This window comes from Dyella silvatica (genome assembly GCF_026283955.1).
Classification (GTDB): domain Bacteria; phylum Pseudomonadota; class Gammaproteobacteria; order Xanthomonadales; family Rhodanobacteraceae; genus Dyella_C; species Dyella_C silvatica.
In genome coordinates this window covers 1-23,461 of sequence record NZ_JAPDPE010000010.1, presented here as the reverse complement: position 1 = coordinate 23,461, position 23,461 = coordinate 1, and the positions used below count along the sequence as shown (strand labels likewise).

Genomic DNA, 23,461 nt, shown 5'->3' with positions numbered 1-23,461 from the left:
TCACATCCCGGTTACGCGCACTTGCGTGCTGGCGATCACCAGCGGGGTCGCCGTCGGCACGCACAGCGCCTGGCTGTCCAGTAGCAACAGCGGCTGGCCATTGCTGGTAACGCGCAATGCCGAAGTGACGAATTGCGCGGTGACGCAGGGGCCATTCGCCGCCGGCGGTGGTGGAAAGGCGCAGCCGGCAATCGTGAAAGGCCCGGCGATGGTGACCGTCGGCATGCTGCTCACCAGCACCCGCGGATTGGGTACGGTGGGCTGCGCCATGCCGCCATGCGCGCACATCACGACAGCGCCTTGATGCAGTAGGAATCCGGGCATGCGTCACTCCTGACCATGATCTTGCCGAACTTCAACCGGCCCGCTCCGCTGCACGCAGCAGCGCAGGCCGCGCGATCAAATCACTACCAGTGCTCCTTCGTTGATGGTTACCGACGGCCCCACCATCGCGATCGATGCGCCTTGCCCGTTCTGGATGATGATGCCGGTCTCGTTCACGGTAATCGTTGCCCCGGTCATGCTCTTGATCATGATGCCGCCGGTGGGGCCGGGCAGGTCGGAAATCGACAAGCTGTTCTGCAACGGCGTCTGCATGGTGATCGCCGGCACCGGTGGCGGCGACAGCAAGGCGGCGGCCGGTACCTCCGCGGCGCTGCCCCAGTAACAGCCACTCCAGATCGGGTAATCGGGATCACCTTGCTCGAATTCGACCCATACGCCGGCACCGATAATCGGCACGCAAAACACCCCGGTCTGGATACCGCCCCAGGGCATGCAAGGCATCGCCCAGCTGCTGGGCAGGAAGGACGAGACATCCGGCACCAGCACCATGATGCGGCCGATTTGCATCGGGTCGATATTGTTGAGGACCGTGCCGCGGAACTTGCCGTAGAAACGGCCCGAGCCAAGCGCGGTCATGCCACCGGAAGTTTCGGTATCGGTCATGTCACACCGGAATGTTGGGGAAGGTGGAAAGCAGTCCGTTGCGCGCCAGCGAAAAACTCTGCTTGTACTCACCGCGTTTGATTTTGTGGGTGACTTTCTTGACGTAATGCAAGCCATCGAAGGCCTGGCCGACACCGCGCACACCGACCAGGCGGCGCGCCTTCAGTGGCTGGCCGTAGCGCAGTACATCGAGCGTGCCTTCGCCGAAGACGCAGTCGGATGTTTTGGCGGCCTTGGTCAGGCCGATCACGATGCCCTGCAAGATCGAGTACTTGGCATTGCCCTTGAGCAGTTCGATTTTCGGCGGAATCGGCGGGATCAGGCCCAGCGGCGGACTCAGCGGCGTGACATCGGGAATCGGGATCGGGATCGGAATCTTGGTAAAGGGCTCTTGCACCACCACGATCGGCATCACCTTGGCGTCTTTGTCGAAGCGGAAATTGATCTGCTCGATATTGGTTTCCGCATCCATATTGAGATTGAGCGCCGGCTGCGGCTGGCCGACGCGGATCTCCGGTCCCCAGTACGCGTAGCTGACGCCGGGCGTGGAGCTAGGCTCGATGCAGAAGATGTAGCCCACTTCGTCGGCCAGTTGCCGTACGTAGGCCAAGTCATAGCCTTGTTGGCGCGGAATGGTTTCGATAGGCAGCGGCACGTCGATAAGAATGCTGGGTATCACCAGGGGTATCAGACCGAGCACGGCGTATTTGGCTACCACCAGGGCCACTCGGGCCTCGCGCGGCATCGCCGGATACGGGATGCCGGAGAAATCGATGATGCTCATGATGCTGCTGAGGTCGGTGCCTTTGACGGTCAGCGTGCTTTGGCCGTCCGCGGTGCCCGGAGTGAACTGATGATCGGTCATCAGGCCATCCATGATGACCTCGGAATTACCCGACACGGTGACCACGATGACCACCCGGGTGAACGGCAGCGCGCCGCCGCCGGCCAGCAAGAACAAGGTTTGCAGCGGCGAGTTGTTGCTCAGCGTGAATACCAGCTCGAAGCCGCTGGGTTCGTTGCCGGAGTTGGCGACGACTTCGATGCTTACCAGCGCATCGAGCACGCTCTCCGGTACGGCAATGGGAATGCCGGGCCCGATCATCAAGGTCAGGTGTACGCCCTTAAGCATTAGCGGCTCCTGGAATACCGGCAGGCAGGGTGATGCGCAGCGTGGCGCCGGCGGTTTCGGTCAGCTCATCGGGTCGCAGTACGCCGTTGGCATCGCATAGCCGCCAGAACAGCAGCGGGTCGCCCAGGTATTGGGCGGCCAGTTGATCGAGCCGGTCGCCATCGCGCAGGCTGATCAATTGCAAGGTGGCAAATGCCGTGGGCTGCGGTACGACGCGACGGACCAGGCAGGTGACGGTGCGACCGTCTGCGGTGGTCACGCTTTGCGTGGGTACGCCGTAGTAGCGGCTGTTTTGCGCATACGCCTGCGAAGCCAGCCCCAGTGGGGCCAGCATGGCCATCAGGCTGCTGACATTGTTGCTGGGGATGGTATTCATGACAGCCCTCGCAAACCGAGCGCAGACAAGGTCGCCGCAGGTCCGCTGCGGGCGAGATTTTCTTTTTGCTGTTGGTAAACCAGATACAGGCCGGTGCCGCGATGATCGAAGGGAAAGTCATCGACGGAGAGCACGCGCATGCCCAGCGATACCTTGGCGCGAATGGGGTGCAGCGATGGGTCGAAGGCTTCTTCGGTAACGCTGAAGTCAGTGAGCCGCACCGGCACGATGCGGCTGCTGTTCCATACGAACAAGGTCAGCGCCGCTTCCATCGGCACAATCTCCAGGGTGCCCTGCTGGGCCAGCGAGTGATTGGCCAGAATGGTCTGGCTGGAGGGATAAATAATGGTTTCCAGCAGCGCCAGTTGCGACAGCAGGCCGGCCTTTACCGCACCGCGGTTTTGTTCGGGAAATTCCAGCTGATCGGTGGCGTCCAGCTCGGCGTCGAGCTTGAAGGTTTCCACCGGCGGGCCTTTCAGGCGCAGTGGCTCGGAGCGGTTATGGCCATCGGAGGCAACCGACTGCGCCTGCAGGGTACGGGTGATGCTGTCCGGGTTGTACTGCAAGGCGATCACACGCAGCATCGCGCCGCTATTGGGGTCGAGCAGCACAATGCCGCCCTTGATCAGCCGCGGTGAGCCGGAGAAGCTCATGAGCGTTCTCCACCGCCGCTGGCGGAAGCGCCGGCAGGTGTTGCCAGGCAGGACGACAGGCTTTGATGCAGGGCGCCGCCGATCGCATGGCCATCGCGTTGCGCATGGGCTGCGAGTGTCACCGGCGCGGTGTGCAGCCGATCGAGACTCAGGCTGGCGGCCGACGCGCCCGGGCCGAACAGCGACGGCTGCAAGGCGAATCGCCGCTGCAATTCGGCCTGCACCGCATCGCCGATGCCGTGGCGGCTGGCTGCATCGAAACCATGCAGCACCAGCTCATCGATGTGCACGTGCAACCGGGTCACGCTCATAGCCAGTCCACCGTTTCGGTGCGGCTGAAAGGCCGCTTGATCTTGGTCGATTCGATTTCTGCCGCGGTGCGTAGATGCGGCATGGTGATCGGCGTGCCGGCGCCGGCGGCGAGAAACGCGGCGGTAAGCGCGACGTTGCGAATGGTACCGCCGGAGAACTGCAGCCGCGCCAGCTTGTTGGCCTGCACGTCTTGCAGTGGCGTCTGCAAAGGAAAAATGCGTTGCCAGATGCGTTCGCGCATCTGCGCATCGGGGAACGGAAAGGGGATGATGACCCGCAGGCGGCGCAGAAAAGCCTGATCCAGCGCACTTTCGTTATTGGTGGTGAGCACCGCCAGGCCGCGATAGTTTTCCATCCGCTGCAATAGAAAACTGATTTCCAGGTTGGCATAGCGATCGTGGCTGTCTTTGACTTCACTGCGCTTGCCGAACAAGGCATCGGCTTCGTCGAACAGCAGCACCGCGCCGCCGGCATCGGCGGCATCGAAAATTTGCGCCAGGTTTTTCTCGGTTTCGCCGATCCACTTGCTGACGACCTGCGACAGATCGATCCGCCACAAATCCAGCTGCAGCGCTCCGGCGACGATTTCCGCCGCCATGGTTTTGCCGGTGCCGCTGGCGCCGCAGAACAGCGCGGCGGTACCCAGGCCGCGCGCACTGTGCGCGGCAAAGCCCCAGTCGTCGAAGACTTGGGTGCGGCTGCGCAGATGGGCGATCAGGCTGCGCAACAAGGCCAGCTGTGCCTCGGGCAGCACCAGGTCGTCCCAGCGTGCCCGCACCGGTACCGACTCGGCCAGGCCGGCCAGCGCGGTGGCGCCTTCGCTACGGCAATGCAGCCATAGCCGCTCACTCAGATCGAGTGTGTTGGCGTCGTTGGCCTCGTGCTGGATGAAATCGGGACGGATGGCATCGGGCTTGAGCAGGTCGGCCTCGGCGCGGTCGGCACGCAGTTTTTGCGCGACGGTGCGCAAGGCGCTGGCCGAAAGATGGAACTGGCCCATGGCGCGTTCCAGCGCGCCGTCGGGTAAATCGATGCCATTGAGCGCTTCGACCCACAGCCGTTTGCGGTCGTGCCCCTCGGGTACTTTCAGTGAATGAGTGAGTGGGCGCCGTTGTAGCCATCCGCGCAGAGGCGCTCGGGCGGTGACGATAGGCCCGCGATCGATGCGTTCGACGACGCTGATCACGCGGTCTTGCAGCACTTTGTCTTGGCTGTCGCCGGCATCTAGCAACAGGCAGGCATCGATCAGGGTGAGGTCGCGCTGCAGGCGGCGCAGTTGGATATCCAGCAGCTCAGGCGTGCTGGACAAATCGGCCGCGGCGAGCGAGACCAGATGCAAGCCCGCTTGTTTGCAAAGCTGTGCGGCGGCGGCTTGCAGCTCCAGCGGGTCGGCGCCGGTGAGCTCCAGCGCGGGTATCGCGTTGTCGCTGTCATGCTGGCCTGGCCAGCGCTGCGCCAGTTGCACTAAGGCCTCGCTATGGCTGGGCGCGAGAATCTCCGGCGGCGGCAAGGGGCGCGTCAACGGTGCCAGCCGCTCATCCAGTTCGACGATACCGAGCAGGTGATGCAGCACGGTTTCGCTGATGCGCAGGCGACCCGCAACCACGCCGTCGGTGGCATCCAGTTCGATCAGCCACCAGTAGCGCAGCGGCGCACTCGCGCTCAATGCGGACCAGTGCCCGTCGTTGAACAACGAAAGGGCGAGGGCAAAGCAGGGCCATGGCGGCGCCTGTTTGCTTTGCCGTTCGGCATCGCTTGGCCGCATGCTGCCGTCCAGTTCTTGCGCGGCGCAAAGTAACAGCACGCTGGCTTCAAAATGAGACAGGCCAAAAAGCCGGGCCAGGCGCGCCAGGCTGGGTACCGATAACGGTGCCACTGATGCGGCATCGGCGTCGCCGCGGACACAGGCTCGCAAGTCGGCAAGCGCCTGGGTCAGCGCTTGCTGATTTTCGGTAAGCCAATGCTCGGAGCGAGGCTGCGCGGTCATGGCGGCACGATCTGGGTGGCATCGAACTGCGGCGGATTGACCGCGTTATTGACCAGGATGCTGTCCACGCCATCGACGCGCAGACGGATCCACGGCTTGGCCCCGGCCACGAACGGGGTGGCGTCGAAGGTGAAGCTCAAGGTGTTGGTCGATGGCCCGGCCCAGGCGCTGGGGAAAACTTCTTGTGAGCCGATCAGAGCACTGACCCGCTGCCCTTGCCAGACCTTCGGCGCGCAGGTCAGGGTCAACACTTTTGCGTTGACCGGGCCGGCGGTAACCATGCTTTGGATCAACGGTGCCAGCGCCAGCGGCAGTAGATTGGTCGAGCGCATATCGACGCCGCTGCCGACCACGGCTTGCACGTTATAGATGCCGGCACGCAGCGCATCCGGTGCAGCGGCGGGTGTCGGCAACTGTACGGTCAGGCTGGTGGCGGTAGCGGTGGATGCGCCGAGCGAGACCATGTCTGAGGTGGTGGTGTTGGTGAACAGCAGCGTGGCCGGGCCGTCGGCCAAGTGGTAGCCGGACAAGCCGAGTACTTCGTTCAAGCGCACCGCGGACTGCTGCGCCGGTGGCGTGGCCGCCGTGAGGGTGGGCAATGGCGGCAACATGTCGGGGTTGACGGTGACGCCTAGCGGTTGCTTCCAGACCGGGTCGACCTTGCCGATGGTCAGCACGGGCAAGGCCGCTGTCGCGGGCTGCGGGTTTTCGATCAGCACCACCGAGACGTGATACACCGCCGACGGTCGATAGGTGGTCTGGAAGGCCATCCACAGCTTGGACATCTCTTCGGTGTCCATCACGTAGGGCACGATCTTGACCTGCTCAATCTGTTGCAGCAGATCGTCGGGCTTGATGAAGTTGACCTCGGGCGGTGGCGGTGACAGCGCGTTCTTGATCGATTGCTGGGTGAGAATCGGCACCTCGTGCAGATACTGCATGGCGTAGCCGAGCAGCACATCGGCGTATAGCTCTTGCTGGCTATAGGCGGTCACCAGGTAATACAGATCGATGGCCAGCATCGCGTTGTTGATGCGGTTGCCGACGTTGTCGCGGCTGGGCAGGTTGGCATTGCGCCAGCCGGGATTGGGCGTGACGTGGTACATGAAAAGATTGAGCTGATCGGGCAGGCCGGTCAGGTCGGTGTCGATCAGGTCCGGCGCCTTGGCGGTGACCGACACCGGGCCCTGGGCGCCCAGGCTGACGTGATCGACGATGCCTTGCTGCAGCAGGTAGCGCAGGGTGGCGGTGACACCGGCGACGGCGAGATCGGTACTCATCGCCGTGGGCTGCCGCGCAGATAGTCATCGAGCGACGAGCGCCGCGGCGATTCCTGCCGTGGCGCGGATTTGGCGGCGGGCGTAGCGACGGCGCGCACATCGACACGGCCGATGGTGACGTGAACCACAGTTTCGTGATGCTCGCTCAAGGCCGGCGCTTTCGAGCCGTTTTGCCCGGCGGCGACGCGCGGGCGTTGCACCTGGACCTGCGATGAAACCGCGAGCGCGGCGACCGCTTGAGGGGCGAATGATGCGGGCGTTGTGCCGTCGCTGGCGGCATCGAGCATGGCGGGCAGTGTTGGCCCGGTGCGCCGGGGCGCAACGCGCGCTTGATCCATATCGACGCGAATGGCCGGGGCAGGCACGGTGCTGTGCAAGGCGGGCTGGGGCGATGCTGCGGAAGGGATATGGGCGTTCGCGGCGACCGACGCGCTGGCCGATGTCTTCGTCGCCGTGGGTTCCGCCGATGCTGTAGCGAGCGGCGGCGGTTGGGTGGATTTGGCGATGTCAGCGCTGGCCGCTGGCGGGATGTCGGAGGCGGCCCGATCGGGCATGAACTGACTCAGGGTGTCGATCACCGCTGCCGACAAGCCGGCCTGGGCCGGTGCTGGCGGTACCGCGGGCGTGGCCATGAGCGCGGGCTCGGCGGGTGCAAGATCATGGCCTTGGGTGGGCTCGAAACGCCCCGGCAATAGCGGTTGCAGCGTGGGCAGCTCGCCGCGGCTACGCGCAATCAGTCGTCCCAGATAGTTATTCATGGGTGTCGATGCTCATGCGCAGATCAGGTCGAGGTAGACCTGCCTCCGGGTCGGCGTTAGCGCGAGTATCTCGGCCTCTGACCAGCCGTAGCTGCTGGCGATGGTATGCACGTCGGCCATCAGGCGCGCGCTCCATGCTTCGATTTCACGCCAGAGAAAGGCCGCGATATCGAAGGCCACCGTAAAGTGTTCGTCGCAGGCTTCGCAGGACAGCGCCAAATGAGGATCGGCCAGCGGGTCGCTGCGGGCTATCTCGGTCAGCAGCGCCGCTTCGGCGTGGATGGCGTGCGCGCGGTCGTGGTCACTGACGCAGGCGAGCAGCAACTGGGTTTGCGCGTCTGCTATCGGCAGGCTGGGGTCTATCGCCTCGAGATCTTCCAGCGTCGGCAGACGAAAATGCAGGGTTCGTCCGTCGACATCGACGCTGTGCGTTGCCGCGAGGATGTCGTCGTTCGCCGCGGCGAGAAAATCCTCCACCTGCATGCTTAGTTCCAGCGCGGCATCACACGTCGGGCAGTGGGCGATGGCGGCGATATCGGAGCCGAACAAGCGGCGCCGAAGATGCAGCATGCGCGCGCCGCTGGCACCCATGGGCAAGGGCGCGCCGCGGGTATCGGCCGGCTCCAGCGCCGAGAACAACCGCGCACGCCGCAGGGGCGCAAGCTGTCTTCCGTGTTCCCAGATCGCCAGCAAGTCGGCCGCATTCACGGTTACGTAGTCCCACGAGTGGTTGAAGGTTGACCAATGGGAGGGGTGCTCCACGCCTTAACTCGCAAGGGGTGAAGTCTTGTCGCGTATTCATCCCTCCCTATCCATCCTCCCCTGCTGTCAGGGGAGGGACGTCAGCTGCGCAAGACTTCAGGTAAAGCTCGGTTCGCTAGGTTCGGCCACCGAAACATCGCGCTCCCAACCTTCGTTCTCCAGCTTCAGATGCTGGATGGCGACGGCATTGGCGTTGGAATCCAGATCGGGCAAGGCCTGGTACTCGGACACCCAGCAGCGGAAGATCTTGTACGACAAGGCGAGCTGCCCGGCTTCGTTGTAGAACTCCAGGATCAGATCCTTGCGGAAATCCTTGAGCGAGGTTTCGGCGCCGAGGCCCGCGCCGTAGTTCCATACTTTTTGCGCCCATGCCTCGAACGCGGTGTCATGGGTGACGCCGCGCTCCATGGTGATCGCATCGAACTCGGTGCGGCCGGGCGATTTGCGGCTGGTGCTGGGGTCGCCGCCTTCGCGATGCTTGACCACTTCGGTGGTGCGCTTGAGTCCGCCGACCTTGCTCATGCCTGCGACGTATTTGCCGTCCCACTTCACCCGGAATTTGAAGTTCTTGTACGGATCGAAACGTTGCGAGTTTTTAGTGAACTGCGCCATGACGAAAGTCTCCGATAGGACTTAGACCGCTACCTGTCCAGCCATCTGTTGCAGTTGGATAACGACGAACTCGGCGGGTTTCAGCGGGGCAAAACCGACCTGGATATTGACGATGCCGGCATCGATGTCGGCCTGGGTCGTGGTGGAGCTGTCGCAAAGCACGTAGTACGCCTGCGAAGGCGTCACGCCCTGGAAGGCGTGTTGCAGGAACAACGTCTGCATGAACGAGGTGACATTCATGCGGATCTGCGCCCACAGCGGATCGGCGTTGGGCTCGAACACCACCCATTGCAGGCCCCGATAAAGGCTTTCTTCCAGATACAAGGCGAAGCGGCGCACCGGTATGTACTTCCATTCGGAGGCTTCGGCGTCGGCCCCGACCAAGGTGCGCGAGCCCCACACCACCGACCCGTAGATGGGGAAGTTGCGCAGGCAGTTGAGCGCGATCGGATTAAGCACGCCTTGCTCGTCGTTGTTGAGGTTGTAGGTGAGCTTCTGTACGCCGGACATCACGGTTTCAATACCCGCGGGTGCTTTCCAGACCCCGCGATTGCCGTCTTCGGTGGCATAGATGCCGGCGATGACGCCGCACGGCGCGAAGCTGCGCAACTGGTTTTGATTCAATGGATCGGCGATCCGCACGCGTGGGAAATAGGCCGCGCCGTTGAGGTCGACGACGGTCAGGCGACCGTTGCGCCAATGGATGGCCGAAGGCAGATCGAACACATCCGGTGGCGGGTCCAGCAGCAAGAAGGCGCGCCGTTTTTTGCAGTAATCCATCGCCGCGGCATACACCGCGTTGATGTCACTGTCGGTCAGGGCGGGGGTGGTGGGGGCGCCGGGGGTGGCCCGGGTGACGTCGGGCAGGCTGAGGATATTGAACAGGTCGACCTTGTCCAGCGCGTAGATGCCGGTACCCAGCAACTCATCGCCGATCAGTTCGGTGCCGGTGGGCAACGCGCTGCCATTGCCGGCTGCGGTCACCGTAATGGTGAAGGGGGTGGCCTTGGTGGCGCCACCCATCCAATACGACGCCACATTGTGGCTTAGCGCGCCGGTGCCCAGGAGCAGATCGCTGCAGACATCGATGCCGCTGGCCGGCGGGGCGAAGGTGACGATGCAATCGGGCTTGCTGGCGATTTGCACGACGACGCTGAGCGAGTCGAGAATGGTCGAGGTCAACGTTGCTTTGACCGGGGTGACGCTGACCTGCGCGCCCGGGAAGCTAGCTTGCAGAGCCCGCGCGACCTTGACCGACAACATCAGATAGACCTGCGCCAGCGACGTCGGCCGTGGGTCGGCTGCCCCGTACAGGGTTACCGGGATCGCGGTGGCGCCATCGATCGAGACGGTCAGCCCAGCGGCCTGTCCGGCGGTTTGCAGGCTGGTCAGCGCGGTGGCTTGCTGTGCCGCGGTCATCGCGCCGGAGATCAGTCCGGTGCGGGCCGGTTGCGCGGCGGTGGCTGCCGGCACGGTCGGTATCACCTGCACCATGCTTGAGCCGGTATCCGGATCGTTGACCACCGCCATGACGTAGTTGGCCAGGGCCGGATTCGCACTGACGTTGGCAAAGCTTTCCGTGCTGCCGGTGCTTACGTTGGTGATGGTGAGATTAAAAGCATCGTGGTCGCTGTTGCCAAGGCCGATATAGTCGATCGACATGGCAATGTTGCCGGCCCATGTTCCGGTGCTGAGTGCCTGCAAGGTCAGCAGCGTTTCGGTGTCGGCGGCATTGGGTATGGTGATCTTTGCGGCGCTGGCGCCATCGCGCGGCACTCGCACCACAAACGCATCGGTGCCGCCATTGGCAAAAAACTGCTGCACGGCATAGGACAATTCACTATCTGCCGCGAGGCCGCCGAAATTGCGTTGAAAATCCGCGAAGCTGAATAACTCCACGGCGAGATGATCGGGTCCGCTCGAGGTATAGCCGACAAAAGCCGCTATTGACGTGGCGACGCCAGTAATCGAGTGCACTCCACTCGAAATCTCTTCGATATAAACGCCAGGATAAGTGAGCTGCATGACTGACGACCCCTATGTTCGGACGAACGATGGAAGGGCAAGCAGAAAGCTCTACAAATGCTCCATCACATGTGCTGTTTGACACACGCATGGCCGTACCAGATCGATTGACCCTACAGCTGCTGCGCCGGGGCGTAGCAGTGTTTTCATCGATATTGAGGGCATGACACAACCCCTCCTGCGATGCGTACAGGCGAAAGTTGTTGATCTGACCGGCCAGAGATCCCCCGGTGGCCGGGCGCTGATGGTTCCAGTATTTAGGTAATGGCTGCGTGAAATTTGCGTTTTATTATTGGTTTTTTTTATCGGTTGCGCGTTATATCTGGGATTCTTAGTGGATTAATTTTTATTGGATTTCATGGGCCTATTTATTGACCTGGTGAGTAATGAATTTCATTTGGTTTGTATGTACTGATTTGTATTATTCGCATGTTTATGCGGATCGATATCTTTTGTCGGATAGGTATTTTCAAATGGGTGCATGTGGTTCGATTTAATACAGCCAATAAAATGATTTGTATCGATCCACCTCTTGATTCACGCCGTTACCTCTGCGTTGCACAGGGGTAACGGCGCTATCGGTCATCCAGTAAGTTTTAGCGGCAACGCTTACTTGCCATCGAGCACACGCCATTTGCCATCACGCAGCTCATAGCTGAGGTGGTCTTCACCTTGGGCGAAATAGGCGTATGAATCTTTGCCCGATGACACGGCGGTCAGCGGGCCAGCCAGCAGGGTGGCCTTGGGGTGACCCAGATCTTTCCAGTATTGATCCCATGTGCCGCGATACTCGCGCGCCCAGAGATGACCGTCGCTGGCGATACCGGCCACCGCATACTGCTGGCTGGCCCACGCGGTCGAGGCGAGGGTTTTCAATGGCGTGGGCGCATGTCCCACACTGCTCCAGGTGGACCAACCCGCGGCATGCCATTTTTGCCAGACCTGCCCATCGGCGCCGAGCGCATAGACGCCGAAGCGAAAGCGATTCCACGACACGGCGGTGAGCGGGCCGGACAGCGTGGTCGAAGCCGGGTGACCAAGATCTTCCCAGTCGTGCCAGCTGTTGAGACTCCACCACTTTTGATAAAGCGCGCCATTGTCACCGACGGCATAAAGACCATAACGCCCCTCCACCCAGGAGGTCGTCGCCAGATCAAGCAGCGTCACGTCTTCGGGCGGATGGTGTGGCACCCAGTTGTCCCAATGCTTGCTCAGCCATGGCTTCTCATAGATGAGGCTATTGGTGCCGAGCGCGTAAATGGCGTAGCGGGAGGTGATCCAAGACACCGCGGATATGGGCCCCAGCAACTCTGACCCTGGGCCAGGCAAGTTGCGCCAGTCATCCCAGTGGTCTCCCAGCCAGGCTTTCTCGGCCAGCGAGCCGTCGGCACGGGCGCTATATAGCGCGTAGCGTGAATCCGCCCATGAGACCGAGGCCAGTTGCGCACCGGTATAGAGCGGCGCGACTTCGCCGACGAGGTCGCCATCCCCGTCGATTTGCAGCATGACCGGACCGGGACCGGCAAAGCCTTCCAGCAGCGGAGCGTCGTCGTCGAAGCGGTCCGCGGCAACGCAATGAATCAAGCCCTCACGTTGATACAGGGCAAAGGGTTGACCGCCGACGACTAGCCGGATGTGCGAGTCGGTGAAGCTGCTGGCGGATTCGGCGACGGGAACAGGCAGGCTGGCATCTCCATAAAGGGCGTTGTAGCTGGTCGATTGGCCTGGGCCTAATAACAAGTCGTAGCTGAGCTGATCGCGCGGGTTCAGCACGATCAGCTGGACGTATTGCTTTGAGCTGTTGTTGACGCGGTGAATGAAGCTGCTCATGCCTGTTCTCCCTGGCTAAGCTCGGCGAACTGTTGCCAGTCGGTGAATTGAAATTGCTCGGAGTACTCCCAGAACTTGGCCCAGTACTTTTTCAGGAACGAGGCCGTTTCCTGCTTGCCGGAAACCATGAAGCCGAATTCCTGCAAACCTTGCTCGTTGTACGGCGCGGCATAGGCATTGTCGGAGCCGACGTAGAAAGCCTCGTCGTCGATGATGTAAACCTTGGCGTGGTTGGCCGGCTCGATTTTGTTGAGAAGCTTGCTTTTCCTGCGCCATTTCCAACTTTCGGCGGGAAGGTCGCCAGCTTGCCGGTCATACATGCGCACTGGCCCGACGGCGACGTACTGCGCCAGGAATTCAGCCAGCTCTTTGCCTTGCATGCCGTTGATCTTGCTTACGCCGTTGGCAATGTGCCTGGCGGTTTCCTGCACGCCAGCGCCGGAGTAGGGCACGCCGGAACCCGTGCTGGCACCCTTGTCGGAAACGATGATGCTGAGTTTCTTGCGGTCGGCGACATGTTGGAAAAGCGCCTGCATGAAATCGGCGTCGAAATGCCCCATGAGAGAGCCGCCCAGCATTTGCTGGGAAATGCGGATATGGTCTTTCGCCAGCTTTGCCGCGGCGATGCGGGCGGTGCGACTGGCATTGGCGCTGGGGCTGGGGGGCACCAGTTGCGCACCCATGCGTGCCAGGGCCAGCACACGAGTGGCACCTTCAGCCTCGGGCGGAGCTGAAAGTATGCATGGCAATGCGTTGAGATATAGCTTGCCGTTGAGCTGTAGCCGGCTCCAATACCATTTGCTGTGATCCTTGGTCCGCGAGTGTTTGGCCAGCACCGTCCATTGCCTGTCCAGAAAGCGCTGCGCCACGGCAATAGCGGGCCCGCTGAGCTGGATCGAAACGTCATGCACCGGGGCGTAGTCGCAGTAGGTGCCGGTCCACAGATTGTGGCCGCCGCAAATGGCGCGCTTGCCATCGACGATGACAAGCTTGGAGTGATTCCAGGAGGTGTACGCGCTTTGCATGGCGCCGACATACACCGGGATGTTGTCGGGTATGTGCAGGTCGCTGAGGAATTGCAGCATCGGTGGCAGCGGATCGATGTAAGGCGCCGAAACCGGATAGAAAACGCCTTGCAGTATGCGCACCACGATCGATCGCCCTTGTTCGGCCGCGGCCTGGATACCTTCGCGGATAGCGTCGAAAAACAGGCCATCGGGCAACGGCGTCAGCGTGGAGATATCCACGCTATGTTGTGCCGAAGCTACTAGCCCTTTGATCGCATCGACCAGGTTGATGGCGGTTGGTTTGTAGTCGAAGACTTTCGGGTCGTGCCCCCACAGATGCGGGGTATCGAGCAGTTCTTCCCATTGATTGCCTGTGCTGAGGCCATAGCTGACGCCGCAGTCGGGATTTTTGTCGCCGCCCAACAGGGCGTAGATATCGTCGATCAACATCGGGGGATGTCCTTCTCTTGTACATACTGCAAGGGCGTGCGCTAAACGTCGCTGTTGCGTCGCACGGTGTCCCGGCGATGGGCCGCCAGGTTTGCGATGACGGCCTTGTCACCGGCATGGGGCTCCCGTCGCCGCGCATTCAGCGCGCTGCGATCTATCTGTGGAGCGGGATGGGCGTCAGTCGCGCCGTCGTCGCGGTGGGCGGTGCGAAAACGCGAAGTCGAGTAGCGATGCGGGTGACGAGGGGATGCCAAGCAGACGCGCAAGCGAGGGATCGGGATGGCCCACGTGCAAGGTGAACTTGATCAGCAGGTTGATCGAGATATTGATCGGCCGGGTTTCGCTGAAGGTCTTGCCCACCCATGCCGTGGGAGCGCCGTAATCGGTCGCGCAGTTCGTCTTCGTGCCGAGCGTCATGGGCCCTTCGCCAGCCGGGGCCAGCGTCAGCGGCAGCGCTTCGGCGGTGAGGTATTGGTAATCGTCGTGACCATGCGTCTGCACCACGGTGTCCTGGGTCGAGCCCACGGCGGTGGGCGCCAGGCCGGGGCTCGATGGGCTGCGTGTCGCGCGGTCGGGGTCGCGCGGGGTATAGGGCTGCTGGCCGTTATCGAAATCGCGGCCGCGAAAAAAATAGCCGCGATAGTCGGGCAGCAGAAAGTTTTTGCCGTCGCCGCCGTAAGTCGTGCCGATCACTTCGAACAATGGCCAATAGACCGAACGGCTGCCATGGTCACCTGGGATGGGTAAGGCGCTGCCATCGCAGACCAGCCAACCGGATTTCCGCAGGCGGATGCGTTCCGGCCCTGCCGGCGAAGCCTGATCTTCGACCGGCCCGGCATACATGATCACCGTGCCCACGGGCGTGTTCGAGGCGGTGGCGGCGTGACTGCCCAGGCGTTTCAGCGCATCGTTCATGGCCGCTCATCCTGCGCCGGGAGCGAGCGCGGATAGGCCGCGCCCGGCGGCTGCCAATCGACCGTGGGTAGCGCATCGCCTTGCTGCAACATCTCCAGCGCGGTGGGCTCTTCGATCCACCACGAGCAGTGCTCTCGCGGTGGCACCTGGGTCAGCGCGGCGACCAGGCCCAGCGCCGGTTCGGGCACGGGGGCGATCCCACTCTCGGCACCCCACCAACAGCCGTAGCTCAGGTAATACAGCATGGCCAGTTCATAGCCGGGGGTGACGGGTACCAATACTCGTGCCGAGCCTGCGTTGAGAAACGCATTCAGTACAGAAGCATTGGCATGCGTGCTGCTGTCGAGTCCGCGCCAGTGCGCGGCAGCGCAGCTATCCACCGTGCCGACGCCCCAGGGAAAGAAGGCGTAAGCCATTTGCCGCCACTGAAAGGCTTCGTCCATGAGTGTGCGCAAACGCGGTGGCGCCGGCGCCGCGATGCCGGGTGGCGAATGGTAGAGCTCGGCCAGCAGATCGATTGCCCCGCGTTGCAGTTGATTGACGAGGCAGGCGCGTTCAGAGGGTTCGAGCTGTTGTTGCACGCGCGTCGTCCATGCCTGCTGATAAAGGCGACGCTGTTCGATGCACGCACTCAGCAGTTGGTGGTAGATGCCGAGCTGCCATGCCTGCAGGCGCTCTTTGTAGCGACTGTCGTTGGCAGTGAAAGACAACGAAACGCTAAAGGATGAGGCGTGTGAGAACGCGCACACTCGTACCTGTGTGGCTAGCGGATCGATCGGTATGTTGGCATCCGTACCCGCCAGCGGTGTCGCCGCCGGCAACGGGGTTTGCTTGAACGGATCGATCATCGCGCAAGGTGGTGCCGGTGCCGATGCGCTTGCTGCTGCCGCATCTGGCTTGCTGCCGCCATAGCTCGAGGCGTAATTGCCCACGATGCATGCCAGTACGTCGTTCTGGTCGGCGCTGAGATAACTCAAGCTGCCGCTGCTCTTGCCGTCGCTGGTTGTCGCCGGAACGAATCCGTCGGGCAGATCGATGCTGCCCTGGGTCTGGCATGCCTGACCGGTAAGGGTAAGGCTCAGGCGGCGCTCGTTTGGCGGAGGCGGTGGATATTCGATGCCGTACGCGCCGGTCAGGCTGAGATAGTTGTCGGCGGTGATGTCGGTCGGCGCGAGGATCGATAACTCATCGAGTGTCGGCGGCGGCTTCAAGGCCACCCCGGCCGGGCGATTCACCGCGTGGACCAGCGATGCGGCGGGATCGGGCAGCAGAAATTCGATGACCAGGCGCTGCCCCTCGTTTTCCAGGCACAGTCGCGAACGCTTGATCAGCCAGTGATAAAGCCCGTTGAGGTGGCCGTTAGCTTCGCGATTGTCGATGTCCTGGGCCACCACGCTTTGCCGGCGTTGCGCGTGCAGCAGGCTGCGGGTGTGCTGCACGCTGTCGGCAAGGCGGCGCGCCGCACGCTGGGTGAGCTCCTGCGCGAGCCGGGTCACCTGGCTTTGCTCGCGCAGCTTGTCGGTGCGGCTGTCGGACCATGCGCCGCTGACGCTTTGCGGCATATAGATGTCGTTGTAGACGATGTTCAGATCGTTGAAGTCGCGCTCGTGGCAAGCGGAGTCGATGGTGGCTCGCAACGCGCCCTCGATATCGCTGCTTTGGCGCTGATCGGCATCTTGTGTCGTCATCGACGTCTGCGACGCCTGTTGTTCGACCTGCTCGATACGGGTGCTTTCTTCCATGCTGCTGGCGCGTCGGCGTTCGCCGCGCAGCACGGTGGCCGTGCGCGAGAGCGGCCCCAGCGTGTAGCGTTCGCGATCTTTGTAGATCGCCTGCAATAGCCCGATACCCAGCGCGCGCACGCTGCCATGGGCCGATGTGGCGACAGCCCCGCTGGGTGGGAGCGCGTTGGCAGGTATGACGGCGGCAGCCATCAGGCGCAGGCGACGCGCGGGCTCATCGCTCAGCGCGACATCTCTGGCGTGCAGGTCGAGGACGAACGCGGCGGTACGCAGTACGTTGATCAGGTTTTCGGCATAGTTCGCATCGCCTGCACCGAGTATCAGCGCGATCACGCTTTGCCATACCCGTATCCACGCATGGCGACCATTTTCAGCCTCCACGATCTGTTCGGGCGAAACGCTGTACGCGGCGACGATGGCATCGAGTTCGTCCAACGATACTTCGCCACGCAACTGCAGCAGCTGCTGGCGCAGTGTAACGAAGCAGCGCCATGTGTGATCCAGATCCGCCAGCGATGTCACGAATGGGTAGCTGGGATGGTCCTTCTTGGCCTGGCCTTTTTCGCCCGCCATGTAGTTTTTTGCCGTCGCGCACATGGATGTCCATATGGCCGTGGCCGGCAAGCTCGCCTTGCGATCTTGCTCCAGCGCCGACAACAGCGGCAGCGCAGGCAGTTCGGGCCATTGCTCGACCTGGATAAAACGCGATCGATCGATATCCTCGAATGAGCCGTGGCATAACCAGAGGAAGTCGAAGATCCGGTATCGGTTGTGTGGATTGGCAATGCTGAATCCGCGCGCCTGCTCGGGATCGTAGAAGGGACTCCAGCCGGGGGCGTCGGGCGCGTCTGGGCCATCCGGATCGAGCGGCTGCTCAGGCGGCTGTGGTTCGGCATCGGTACCCAGCACATCGCGATACCACCGGTCGGTGTCGACAGGAATATCGGCGCGCAGTTGCAAGCGATGATGATCGTCGTACTCCAGCCGAAACTTCACATGACGCTCCTGTGCTCCGACGATTTGCGCCGGCATCAGGAAATGGCAGGCCGGTTCGTGTGGCAGCGACAGCCGGCAGCTGTGAATCACATAGCTGGGCGCCAGCACCAGCGCGTACAGATACACGGTGACTGCTTCGCCTTCATCCCAGCTCCAGCCCACGGAAAGCTGCGCGGGGCCACCGAGATAGCGCGAGTGCTTGTTGTCGGTGAATGGCATGGTGGCAGGCAGCCCGGTGGAGGTCATGGCGAATCGATCCGTGGATGGCGGTATCAGCGTTTGCGTTTGCCCGATGGCGCCGGTGGGTTCTTGGCTGGTGCCGTGGGTTTGAGCTCGGGCTCACGGGATGCGTCTGGCTCGTCTGCTTCGACGGCGGTTTCCGGCGGCAGCAGAAACTGCGCGTAATTGCCTTGTGCAATCTTGGCGAGAAACCAGCGCGATTCGCCCAGACGGCAATGCACATGCAGATAAACCGGTTCGTAGCAGCCCGGCGCGTGCAGCGTATGCGTGGACGCGGGTGTGCGCGGAGTCGCCAACAGGCCGCCCAGATAAATTTCGCCTTTGGCCTGGGCGAAGTCGACGTTGCGGCCCTGTGCGGGATCGCCGGGGGCTGGCGGACGCACCACATCGAAGGATTGCGCGCCGCTCCAGGGATCGAGCTTTATCGTTTGAACGCCACTGCTTGGCACGATGAAGCTTTCCGGCTCGTCCTTGGCGCGCGTGTACAGCGAGCAGACCAGTAACGGCGTGGGCTGATCGTTGTCGATCCACCAGGTGATGGCCAGGCCGGCGCTGCCTTCGAACCATTTGTTGCCCGATACCAGCCAGGGTAATTCGCTCGGTGCGATATGCGTCGAGCTGACTGCAGGTAGTGCTTTCATCGGAATCTCTCCGCGCTGATGGTCTGAGAGAAGCCGGTTCACGTGCTGCGAACCGGCCTCTTGGTGTGTTGCCTCAATCGGCAAAGCTCACGCTGTAACCGACGAAGTCGGAAACCATTTCGTTGTCTTGGAAAATGTTTACCGTGGCGTTGGTGTTGGTGGTGGCGATCGATGCCGAGGTCACCCCATCGACGATCGATTTGAAACTGTAGTTTTCGATCGTGCTGACAAAGCCGCTGTTGTAGTCGTTGACGACGGTAACGGAGCTCAGCGGGTTGTTGTTCATCGAGGTCTGGAAGGTCACCGGATACTTGGTGTGGTTGTGCAGCGTGACGCCGCTCGGGTTGGTACCGGCCTGCTGCAGCAAACGGAAGATGAAGGTGCCGTTTTCCTGTTTCACTTCAGCGGTGATGTCTTGCGAGTTGCTGGTGAAGGTGACCGGACCGCTGGAGTAGGTGTTGCCGTCGGCCATGGTGACGCGTGCCTTGACCGTGTACGAGTTGGATGTCGGCATGCTGACGCTGCCATAGGCGTTGACGGGCAGGCGACCGCTGAGCGTGCCGGCGCGCGAAACGATGACGAGGCCGGGTACCGCGGTGGTGTTGCGAATGGTGATGTTCGACATGGAGATGATTCCTTGGCATGAGTGGGAAGACAGGGGTGGTGCCGCTGTCGTGGCGAGTCGATGGCTGTGACTCGTTGCCTGTCATCGCTGCCGCAGCGGCGTTTCAGGACGGGATCAGATTAGGTTTGTGGGGGAGGGCTTGGTATGGGTTGGATTTCTGATTTGGGTTGCGGGTGTGGCTGGGGTGGGTCGGTTTTTTTCGGGGGCGTGCTCAGGGAATTTCTTAGAGGCACGTCTGGTTTGAACGAACGGGAATGAGGGGGCGGGCTTTGAAGGTTTGGCTGACGCCGACTAACGCGGGGTGTGCTCTAGGATTGAGAGCAACTTCAAGAGCGGTGGGCTCTTTCGTTCGTTAGTTCGGGTATCGCGAGGTGGCTCGCCTGCGGCGGGCTTTCGAACCCCTGCCGGGGCCCGAGTCACTTTCTCTTGCGTGGCCAAGAGAAAGTAACCAAAGAGAACGCCATCCCCGCTTGTCGCCCTTCGGGTGCGTGAGGGCTGGTCGGGCTGCTCTTAAACGAGATGGACGACAGGGCTCCTGCCCTGGCGAAAAGGCATCGACGTCCATGTCGATGCCCCTGCGGGCCTTGTCGTCCAGCCCTCACCGACGCACAGGGGACGGGAACGTCAAAAGCACAAGCAAAGGCAACAGCGAAAGCGACATCCATAGCGCGTAGTGCTCGCGCTTGAGTGGCGATGGTTATCGCCTCGCCGCCTTGGCCCCTCCCCCTACGTGTAGGGGGAGGCTGGGAGGGGGTAAATCTTGCAGGGAGTTTTTACAGTTCGATCAGTTGACGTCGCAGGGCGAAGCGGACGATGTCGACGTTGCTGCGTAGTTGGAGTTTGCGCATCAGGTTCATGCGGTGGGTGTCTACGGTTTTCACGCTGATGAATAGGCTGGTGGCTATTTCATCGTTGCGCCTGCCTTCGGCCAGCAGGCGCAGTACGGAGAGTTCGCGGCCGGTGAGTTGGCTTTCCGGGGTGTCGGCGGCGGGGCTGAGGTAGCGGGTGGCGAATGATTCTTGCAGGCTGCGCGGCACGAACAGCGCGCCTTTGGCGACGCGGGTGATGGCGGTGATCCATTCGGCGGCGGGCTCGCTGAGGGCGATGTAGCCGCGGGCGCCGCAGCGGATGAGCCGCGCCGCTTCGTCGTCGTCGCGCTTCAAGGCCATCATCAGCGGATGGGCGCCGTGATGGTGGCGCAGGGTGCGCTTGAGTTCGTGCAGGCTGCTTTCGGTCGGGTGGCTGGCCAGCACGACCACCACATGCGCAGCGGCGTCGGCGCCATGGATCGATGGCGAATTGCTGGCTGGCGGTTCGGTGCTTGGTCCGTCCTCCAGTATCACCATGCGTCGAGACTCGTCGAACTCGGCGATGGCCCGGCCGAGCGCGTAACGCAGCAATGAGGGGATCCCCAGCAGGGTGATTCGGATAGGGCCGGGGTCCAGGTCGGCGGGATAGACGGCATGGCAAGACAGCATGGCATTCCCTCTGATGCAGCCCATCGCGTGGATGGCGCTGGGCCTGATGCGAGCGGCCTCAGTGCTGGCCGGGTTGGGGCGGCAGACTGAAAGTGAGGGAGCAAAGAAACCTTCCCTAAACCTGCTTTTTAGAAATGTCTCTGATAAACAATGGCTTGCATATTCGGTACTGAGAGCCTTCACCGTCTGTGCACGGATTGCGGCCGGGCGGCGCTGCAGTGAGGCATACCTCTCTACAATTCCGTAGCGGGCTGCCGGATGCAGTTGCGCGGGCAGGACTGACGCGATGGGCCGCCTTGATCGGCCATGAAGTGTCGCGTCGGTCTCAGGGGGGGACCGATTTGGGGAAGCGGGTTTGGCCAGGCAGCGTACGACAGCGGGCGATTACTTCCGTTTGGGAGATTGGATCGTCAAACCGGAGCAGCGGCTGTTACAGCGAGGCGAGCAATCACGGGAGATCAGCGCCAGAAGCATGGATGCGTTGGTGCATCTGGCTGAGCATGCCGGCGAGGTGGTCAGTGCCGAGCAACTGCTGATCGAATGCTGGCGCGGTACGTTCTACGGCGACAATCCGGTTCACAAGGCGATTGCCGAGCTGCGCAAACAGCTGGGCGACCACGCGCAATCGCCTGACTTCATCATGACCATTCGCAAACGCGGCTATCGGCTGATTGCGCCGGTGAGTTTTCCCGAGAATTTCACCGCCGCGAGTGCGCGCTCAAGCACGACCTGGGCCGATGGCTCGCCGTTTCGCGGCTTGCAGCCCTTCGATGCGCGGCACGCCCCGGTGTTCTTTGGCCGCAGCGGTGCCACGGCGCAAATCCTGCAGGCGCTACGCGAGCAGTACGAGGCAGGCTGCGCTTTTGTGTTGTGTATGGGACCGAGTGGATGCGGCAAGACTTCGCTGATTCGCGCCGGGGTATTGCCGCTGTTGCTGCAGCGTGGTGGCTTCGATGGCATGGAGGCCTGTTCGGTGGCCGAGATGGCTTCGATGGGCAACGATGCGATCGGCGCCTTGGCGCACGCGATGCTGGCGTGGCAAGTGGATCAGCGGCCGGTGTTTCTGCCTGCCGAACTGGCGATGTTGACTGAACAACTCGAGAGCGAGCCCGAAGTCGTCGCCGCACGAGCGGTGGCGGCCTTGTCGCGGCGGCAGCCGAGTGCTCCGTCACGCGCATTTATAGACGGTGTGCTGGTGCTGGTCGTCGATGCGCTCGAAGGCATGTTTGCCGATGCCTTGTCCGATGAAACGCAGATGACGGCGTTTATTCGTGTGCTCGATGCATTCGCGCGTAGCGGTGGCGTACTGGTGATTGCGACGTGTCGCAATGACTTCTATCCGCGTCTGGTCAAGTTGCCCGTATTGATCGAACTCAAGCAAGGCGCCGGCTTGTATGACGTCAAGCCGATGACGCGCGGGGAGATCGCCCAGATGATCCGGCGCCCGGCGCATGCCGCGGCACTGACCTTTGCCCGCGATCCGGGCACTCAGGAGTTGCTTGATGATGCGATACGCGACGCGGCGATCCGTCATCCGGAATCGCTGCCGTTGCTGCAATACACCTTGCAAGAACTGTATGCCCGCCGTAGCGACAGCGGCGTACTGAGCTTCGATGCGTATCGGGAGATCGGCGGCCTGGAAGGGGCGTTGGGGGTGCGCGCGGAGGCGATTTTTCAGCAACTGGGCAGCGCGGCGCAATCGGCGTTGCCATGGTTGCTACAGCGATTGATTCAGATACACGCCGATGACGAAGGTGTGACCGGGCGGCGGGTTGCCTGGTCGCAGCTGGATACCCGCGAGCGGCGGCATCTGGTCGAGGGTCTGGTCGATGCGCGTTTGCTGGTCAGCGAACTGGCGATCGATGCGCCGGTGGTGTCGGTGGCGCACGAAGCGTTGCTGCGGCATTGGCCGCGCGTGGTGGATTGGGTCAACGGCAATCGGGTGGCCTTGCAGGTGCGGGCGCGCCTGACGACAGTGGTGCAACGCTGGCAGCGCGAGGCACGCCGGCGCGATTTGCTGCTGCCACGCGGGCGCCTGCTCGATGAGGCTTATGCGCTGCTGGGGAATCCGGTGGTTCTGTTGGCTGATGACGAGCTGGCTTTTATCCGCACCTCTCATCGCTATGTGCAGTGGGCGCAGCGGGCGCGAGTGTTGATGATTGGCCTGATTGTCCTGTTGGGTTTGGCGGCAGTGGTCGCCGCGCAGCTGGCAGTGCGCGCGCAACATGACGCGGAACGGCGGCGTGGCGCGGCCGAAGATCTGATCGGTTTCATGCTGGGCGATTTGAGTGAGCGCTTGAAGCCCTTGGGCCGGCTCGACCTGCTGGACCGAGTCAGTTCCGAAGCGCTGAGTTATCTGGCCGATGCCGAGTCGAAGGAGTCGGTGCAGCGGAAAGATTCGCGCGACTCCGATCGAAATGCTTCGTTGCACCGAGCCAAGGCGCTGATGCAGCTGGGCGACATTCGTCTGGCGCGGGCCGATCGCGAGCATGCGCGTACGGCGTTTTCCCATGCGCTGGAGGTATTGCAGCAACTGCATGCCAATGCGCCTGCCGATACCGAGATCCTGGCGGAGTTGGGCAAAGCGAATTTCTGGATCGGCCTGATCGATTTTCGCCAGCGGGATCTGTTGCACGCGGGCGAGGCATGGGAGCGATATCGCAGCATGGCGACGATGCGCATGACGCTGGAG

20 protein-coding genes are annotated in these 23,461 nt (G+C 62.2%); 1 reads left to right on the top strand and 19 read right to left on the bottom strand.

Going from position 1 to position 23,461, the window contains the following annotated elements; all coding sequences use genetic code 11:
- The 19 genes from OUZ52_RS03750 to OUZ52_RS03660 all read right to left on the bottom strand — a co-directional run bounded on the left by OUZ52_RS03750 (nucleotide 1) and on the right by OUZ52_RS03660 (nucleotide 20,769).
- Nucleotides 1-324, bottom strand: a complete 324-nt coding sequence (locus OUZ52_RS03750) for a hypothetical protein (protein ID WP_266156970.1) — start codon at nucleotides 322-324, stop codon at nucleotides 1-3.
- Nucleotides 325-399: 75 nt separating this feature from the next.
- Nucleotides 400-948, bottom strand: coding sequence for a phage baseplate assembly protein V (locus tag OUZ52_RS03745; RefSeq protein WP_266156969.1), 549 nt, complete (start codon nucleotides 946-948; stop codon nucleotides 400-402).
- Between the two features lies 1 nt (nucleotide 949).
- Nucleotides 950-2,080, bottom strand: a complete 1,131-nt coding sequence (locus OUZ52_RS03740; protein WP_266156968.1) for a hypothetical protein — start codon at nucleotides 2,078-2,080, stop codon at nucleotides 950-952.
- Complete coding sequence (locus OUZ52_RS03735; RefSeq protein WP_266156967.1) at nucleotides 2,073-2,456, bottom strand: LysM domain-containing protein; 384 nt, start codon at nucleotides 2,454-2,456, stop codon at nucleotides 2,073-2,075. The genes OUZ52_RS03740 and OUZ52_RS03735 overlap by 8 nt, the downstream gene beginning before the upstream one ends.
- Nucleotides 2,453-3,109, bottom strand: a complete 657-nt coding sequence (locus OUZ52_RS03730) for a hypothetical protein (protein ID WP_266156966.1) — start codon at nucleotides 3,107-3,109, stop codon at nucleotides 2,453-2,455. The genes OUZ52_RS03735 and OUZ52_RS03730 overlap by 4 nt, the downstream gene beginning before the upstream one ends.
- Complete coding sequence (locus tag OUZ52_RS03725; protein ID WP_266156965.1) at nucleotides 3,106-3,414, bottom strand: hypothetical protein; 309 nt, start codon at nucleotides 3,412-3,414, stop codon at nucleotides 3,106-3,108. The genes OUZ52_RS03730 and OUZ52_RS03725 overlap by 4 nt, the downstream gene beginning before the upstream one ends.
- A 2-nt stretch (nucleotides 3,415-3,416) precedes the next feature.
- Nucleotides 3,417-5,408 (bottom strand): ATP-binding protein, encoded by a 1,992-nt coding sequence (locus OUZ52_RS03720; protein ID WP_266156964.1) that lies wholly within the window; start codon nucleotides 5,406-5,408, stop codon nucleotides 3,417-3,419.
- A complete protein-coding gene (locus OUZ52_RS03715) occupies nucleotides 5,405-6,688 on the bottom strand; it encodes a Pvc16 family protein (RefSeq protein WP_266156963.1) in 1,284 nt (427 codons plus the stop codon). The genes OUZ52_RS03720 and OUZ52_RS03715 overlap by 4 nt, the downstream gene beginning before the upstream one ends.
- Entirely contained in the window at nucleotides 6,685-7,446 is a 762-nt protein-coding gene (locus tag OUZ52_RS03710; RefSeq protein ID WP_266156962.1) for a hypothetical protein, read from the bottom strand. Before OUZ52_RS03710 ends, OUZ52_RS03715 begins: the two co-directional genes overlap by 4 nt.
- Nucleotides 7,447-7,458: 12 nt before the next feature.
- A complete protein-coding gene (locus tag OUZ52_RS03705; protein WP_266156961.1) occupies nucleotides 7,459-8,154 on the bottom strand; it encodes a hypothetical protein in 696 nt (231 codons plus the stop codon).
- Nucleotides 8,155-8,304: 150 nt separating this feature from the next.
- The gene (locus tag OUZ52_RS03700) at nucleotides 8,305-8,820 is read right to left on the bottom strand and encodes a phage tail protein (protein WP_266156960.1); all 516 of its coding nucleotides are present in this window, start codon (nucleotides 8,818-8,820) and stop codon (nucleotides 8,305-8,307) included.
- Nucleotides 8,821-8,841: 21 nt separating this feature from the next.
- Complete coding sequence (locus tag OUZ52_RS03695) at nucleotides 8,842-10,845, bottom strand: phage tail sheath C-terminal domain-containing protein (RefSeq protein ID WP_266156959.1); 2,004 nt, start codon at nucleotides 10,843-10,845, stop codon at nucleotides 8,842-8,844.
- Between the two features lie 609 nt (nucleotides 10,846-11,454).
- Nucleotides 11,455-12,675 carry a PLL family lectin gene (locus OUZ52_RS03690; protein WP_266156958.1) on the bottom strand — a complete coding sequence of 407 codons (1,221 nt, stop codon included), beginning with the start codon at nucleotides 12,673-12,675 and terminating at the stop codon, nucleotides 11,455-11,457.
- A complete protein-coding gene (locus tag OUZ52_RS03685) occupies nucleotides 12,672-14,132 on the bottom strand; it encodes a phospholipase D-like domain-containing protein (protein WP_266156957.1) in 1,461 nt (486 codons plus the stop codon). Before OUZ52_RS03685 ends, OUZ52_RS03690 begins: the two co-directional genes overlap by 4 nt.
- A 177-nt stretch (nucleotides 14,133-14,309) precedes the next feature.
- Nucleotides 14,310-15,047: a phage tail protein gene (locus OUZ52_RS03680; protein ID WP_266156956.1), complete on the bottom strand. Its 738-nt coding sequence runs from the start codon at nucleotides 15,045-15,047 to the stop codon at nucleotides 14,310-14,312.
- The gene (locus OUZ52_RS03675) at nucleotides 15,044-18,031 is read right to left on the bottom strand and encodes a hypothetical protein (RefSeq protein WP_266156955.1); all 2,988 of its coding nucleotides are present in this window, start codon (nucleotides 18,029-18,031) and stop codon (nucleotides 15,044-15,046) included. Before OUZ52_RS03675 ends, OUZ52_RS03680 begins: the two co-directional genes overlap by 4 nt.
- A 26-nt stretch (nucleotides 18,032-18,057) precedes the next feature.
- Complete coding sequence (locus OUZ52_RS03670; protein WP_266156954.1) at nucleotides 18,058-18,666, bottom strand: hypothetical protein; 609 nt, start codon at nucleotides 18,664-18,666, stop codon at nucleotides 18,058-18,060.
- Between the two features lie 73 nt (nucleotides 18,667-18,739).
- A complete protein-coding gene (locus OUZ52_RS03665) occupies nucleotides 18,740-19,291 on the bottom strand; it encodes a hypothetical protein (RefSeq protein ID WP_266156953.1) in 552 nt (183 codons plus the stop codon).
- A gap of 773 nt (nucleotides 19,292-20,064) precedes the next feature.
- Complete coding sequence (locus OUZ52_RS03660) at nucleotides 20,065-20,769, bottom strand: LuxR C-terminal-related transcriptional regulator (protein ID WP_266156952.1); 705 nt, start codon at nucleotides 20,767-20,769, stop codon at nucleotides 20,065-20,067.
- A 355-nt stretch (nucleotides 20,770-21,124) separates the two neighbouring features.
- On the opposite strand from OUZ52_RS03660, the gene OUZ52_RS03655 reads away from it, so the two are divergent.
- On the top strand, nucleotides 21,125-23,461 hold a 2,337-nt coding region (locus OUZ52_RS03655), incomplete at its 3' end, for an nSTAND1 domain-containing NTPase (RefSeq protein ID WP_266156951.1).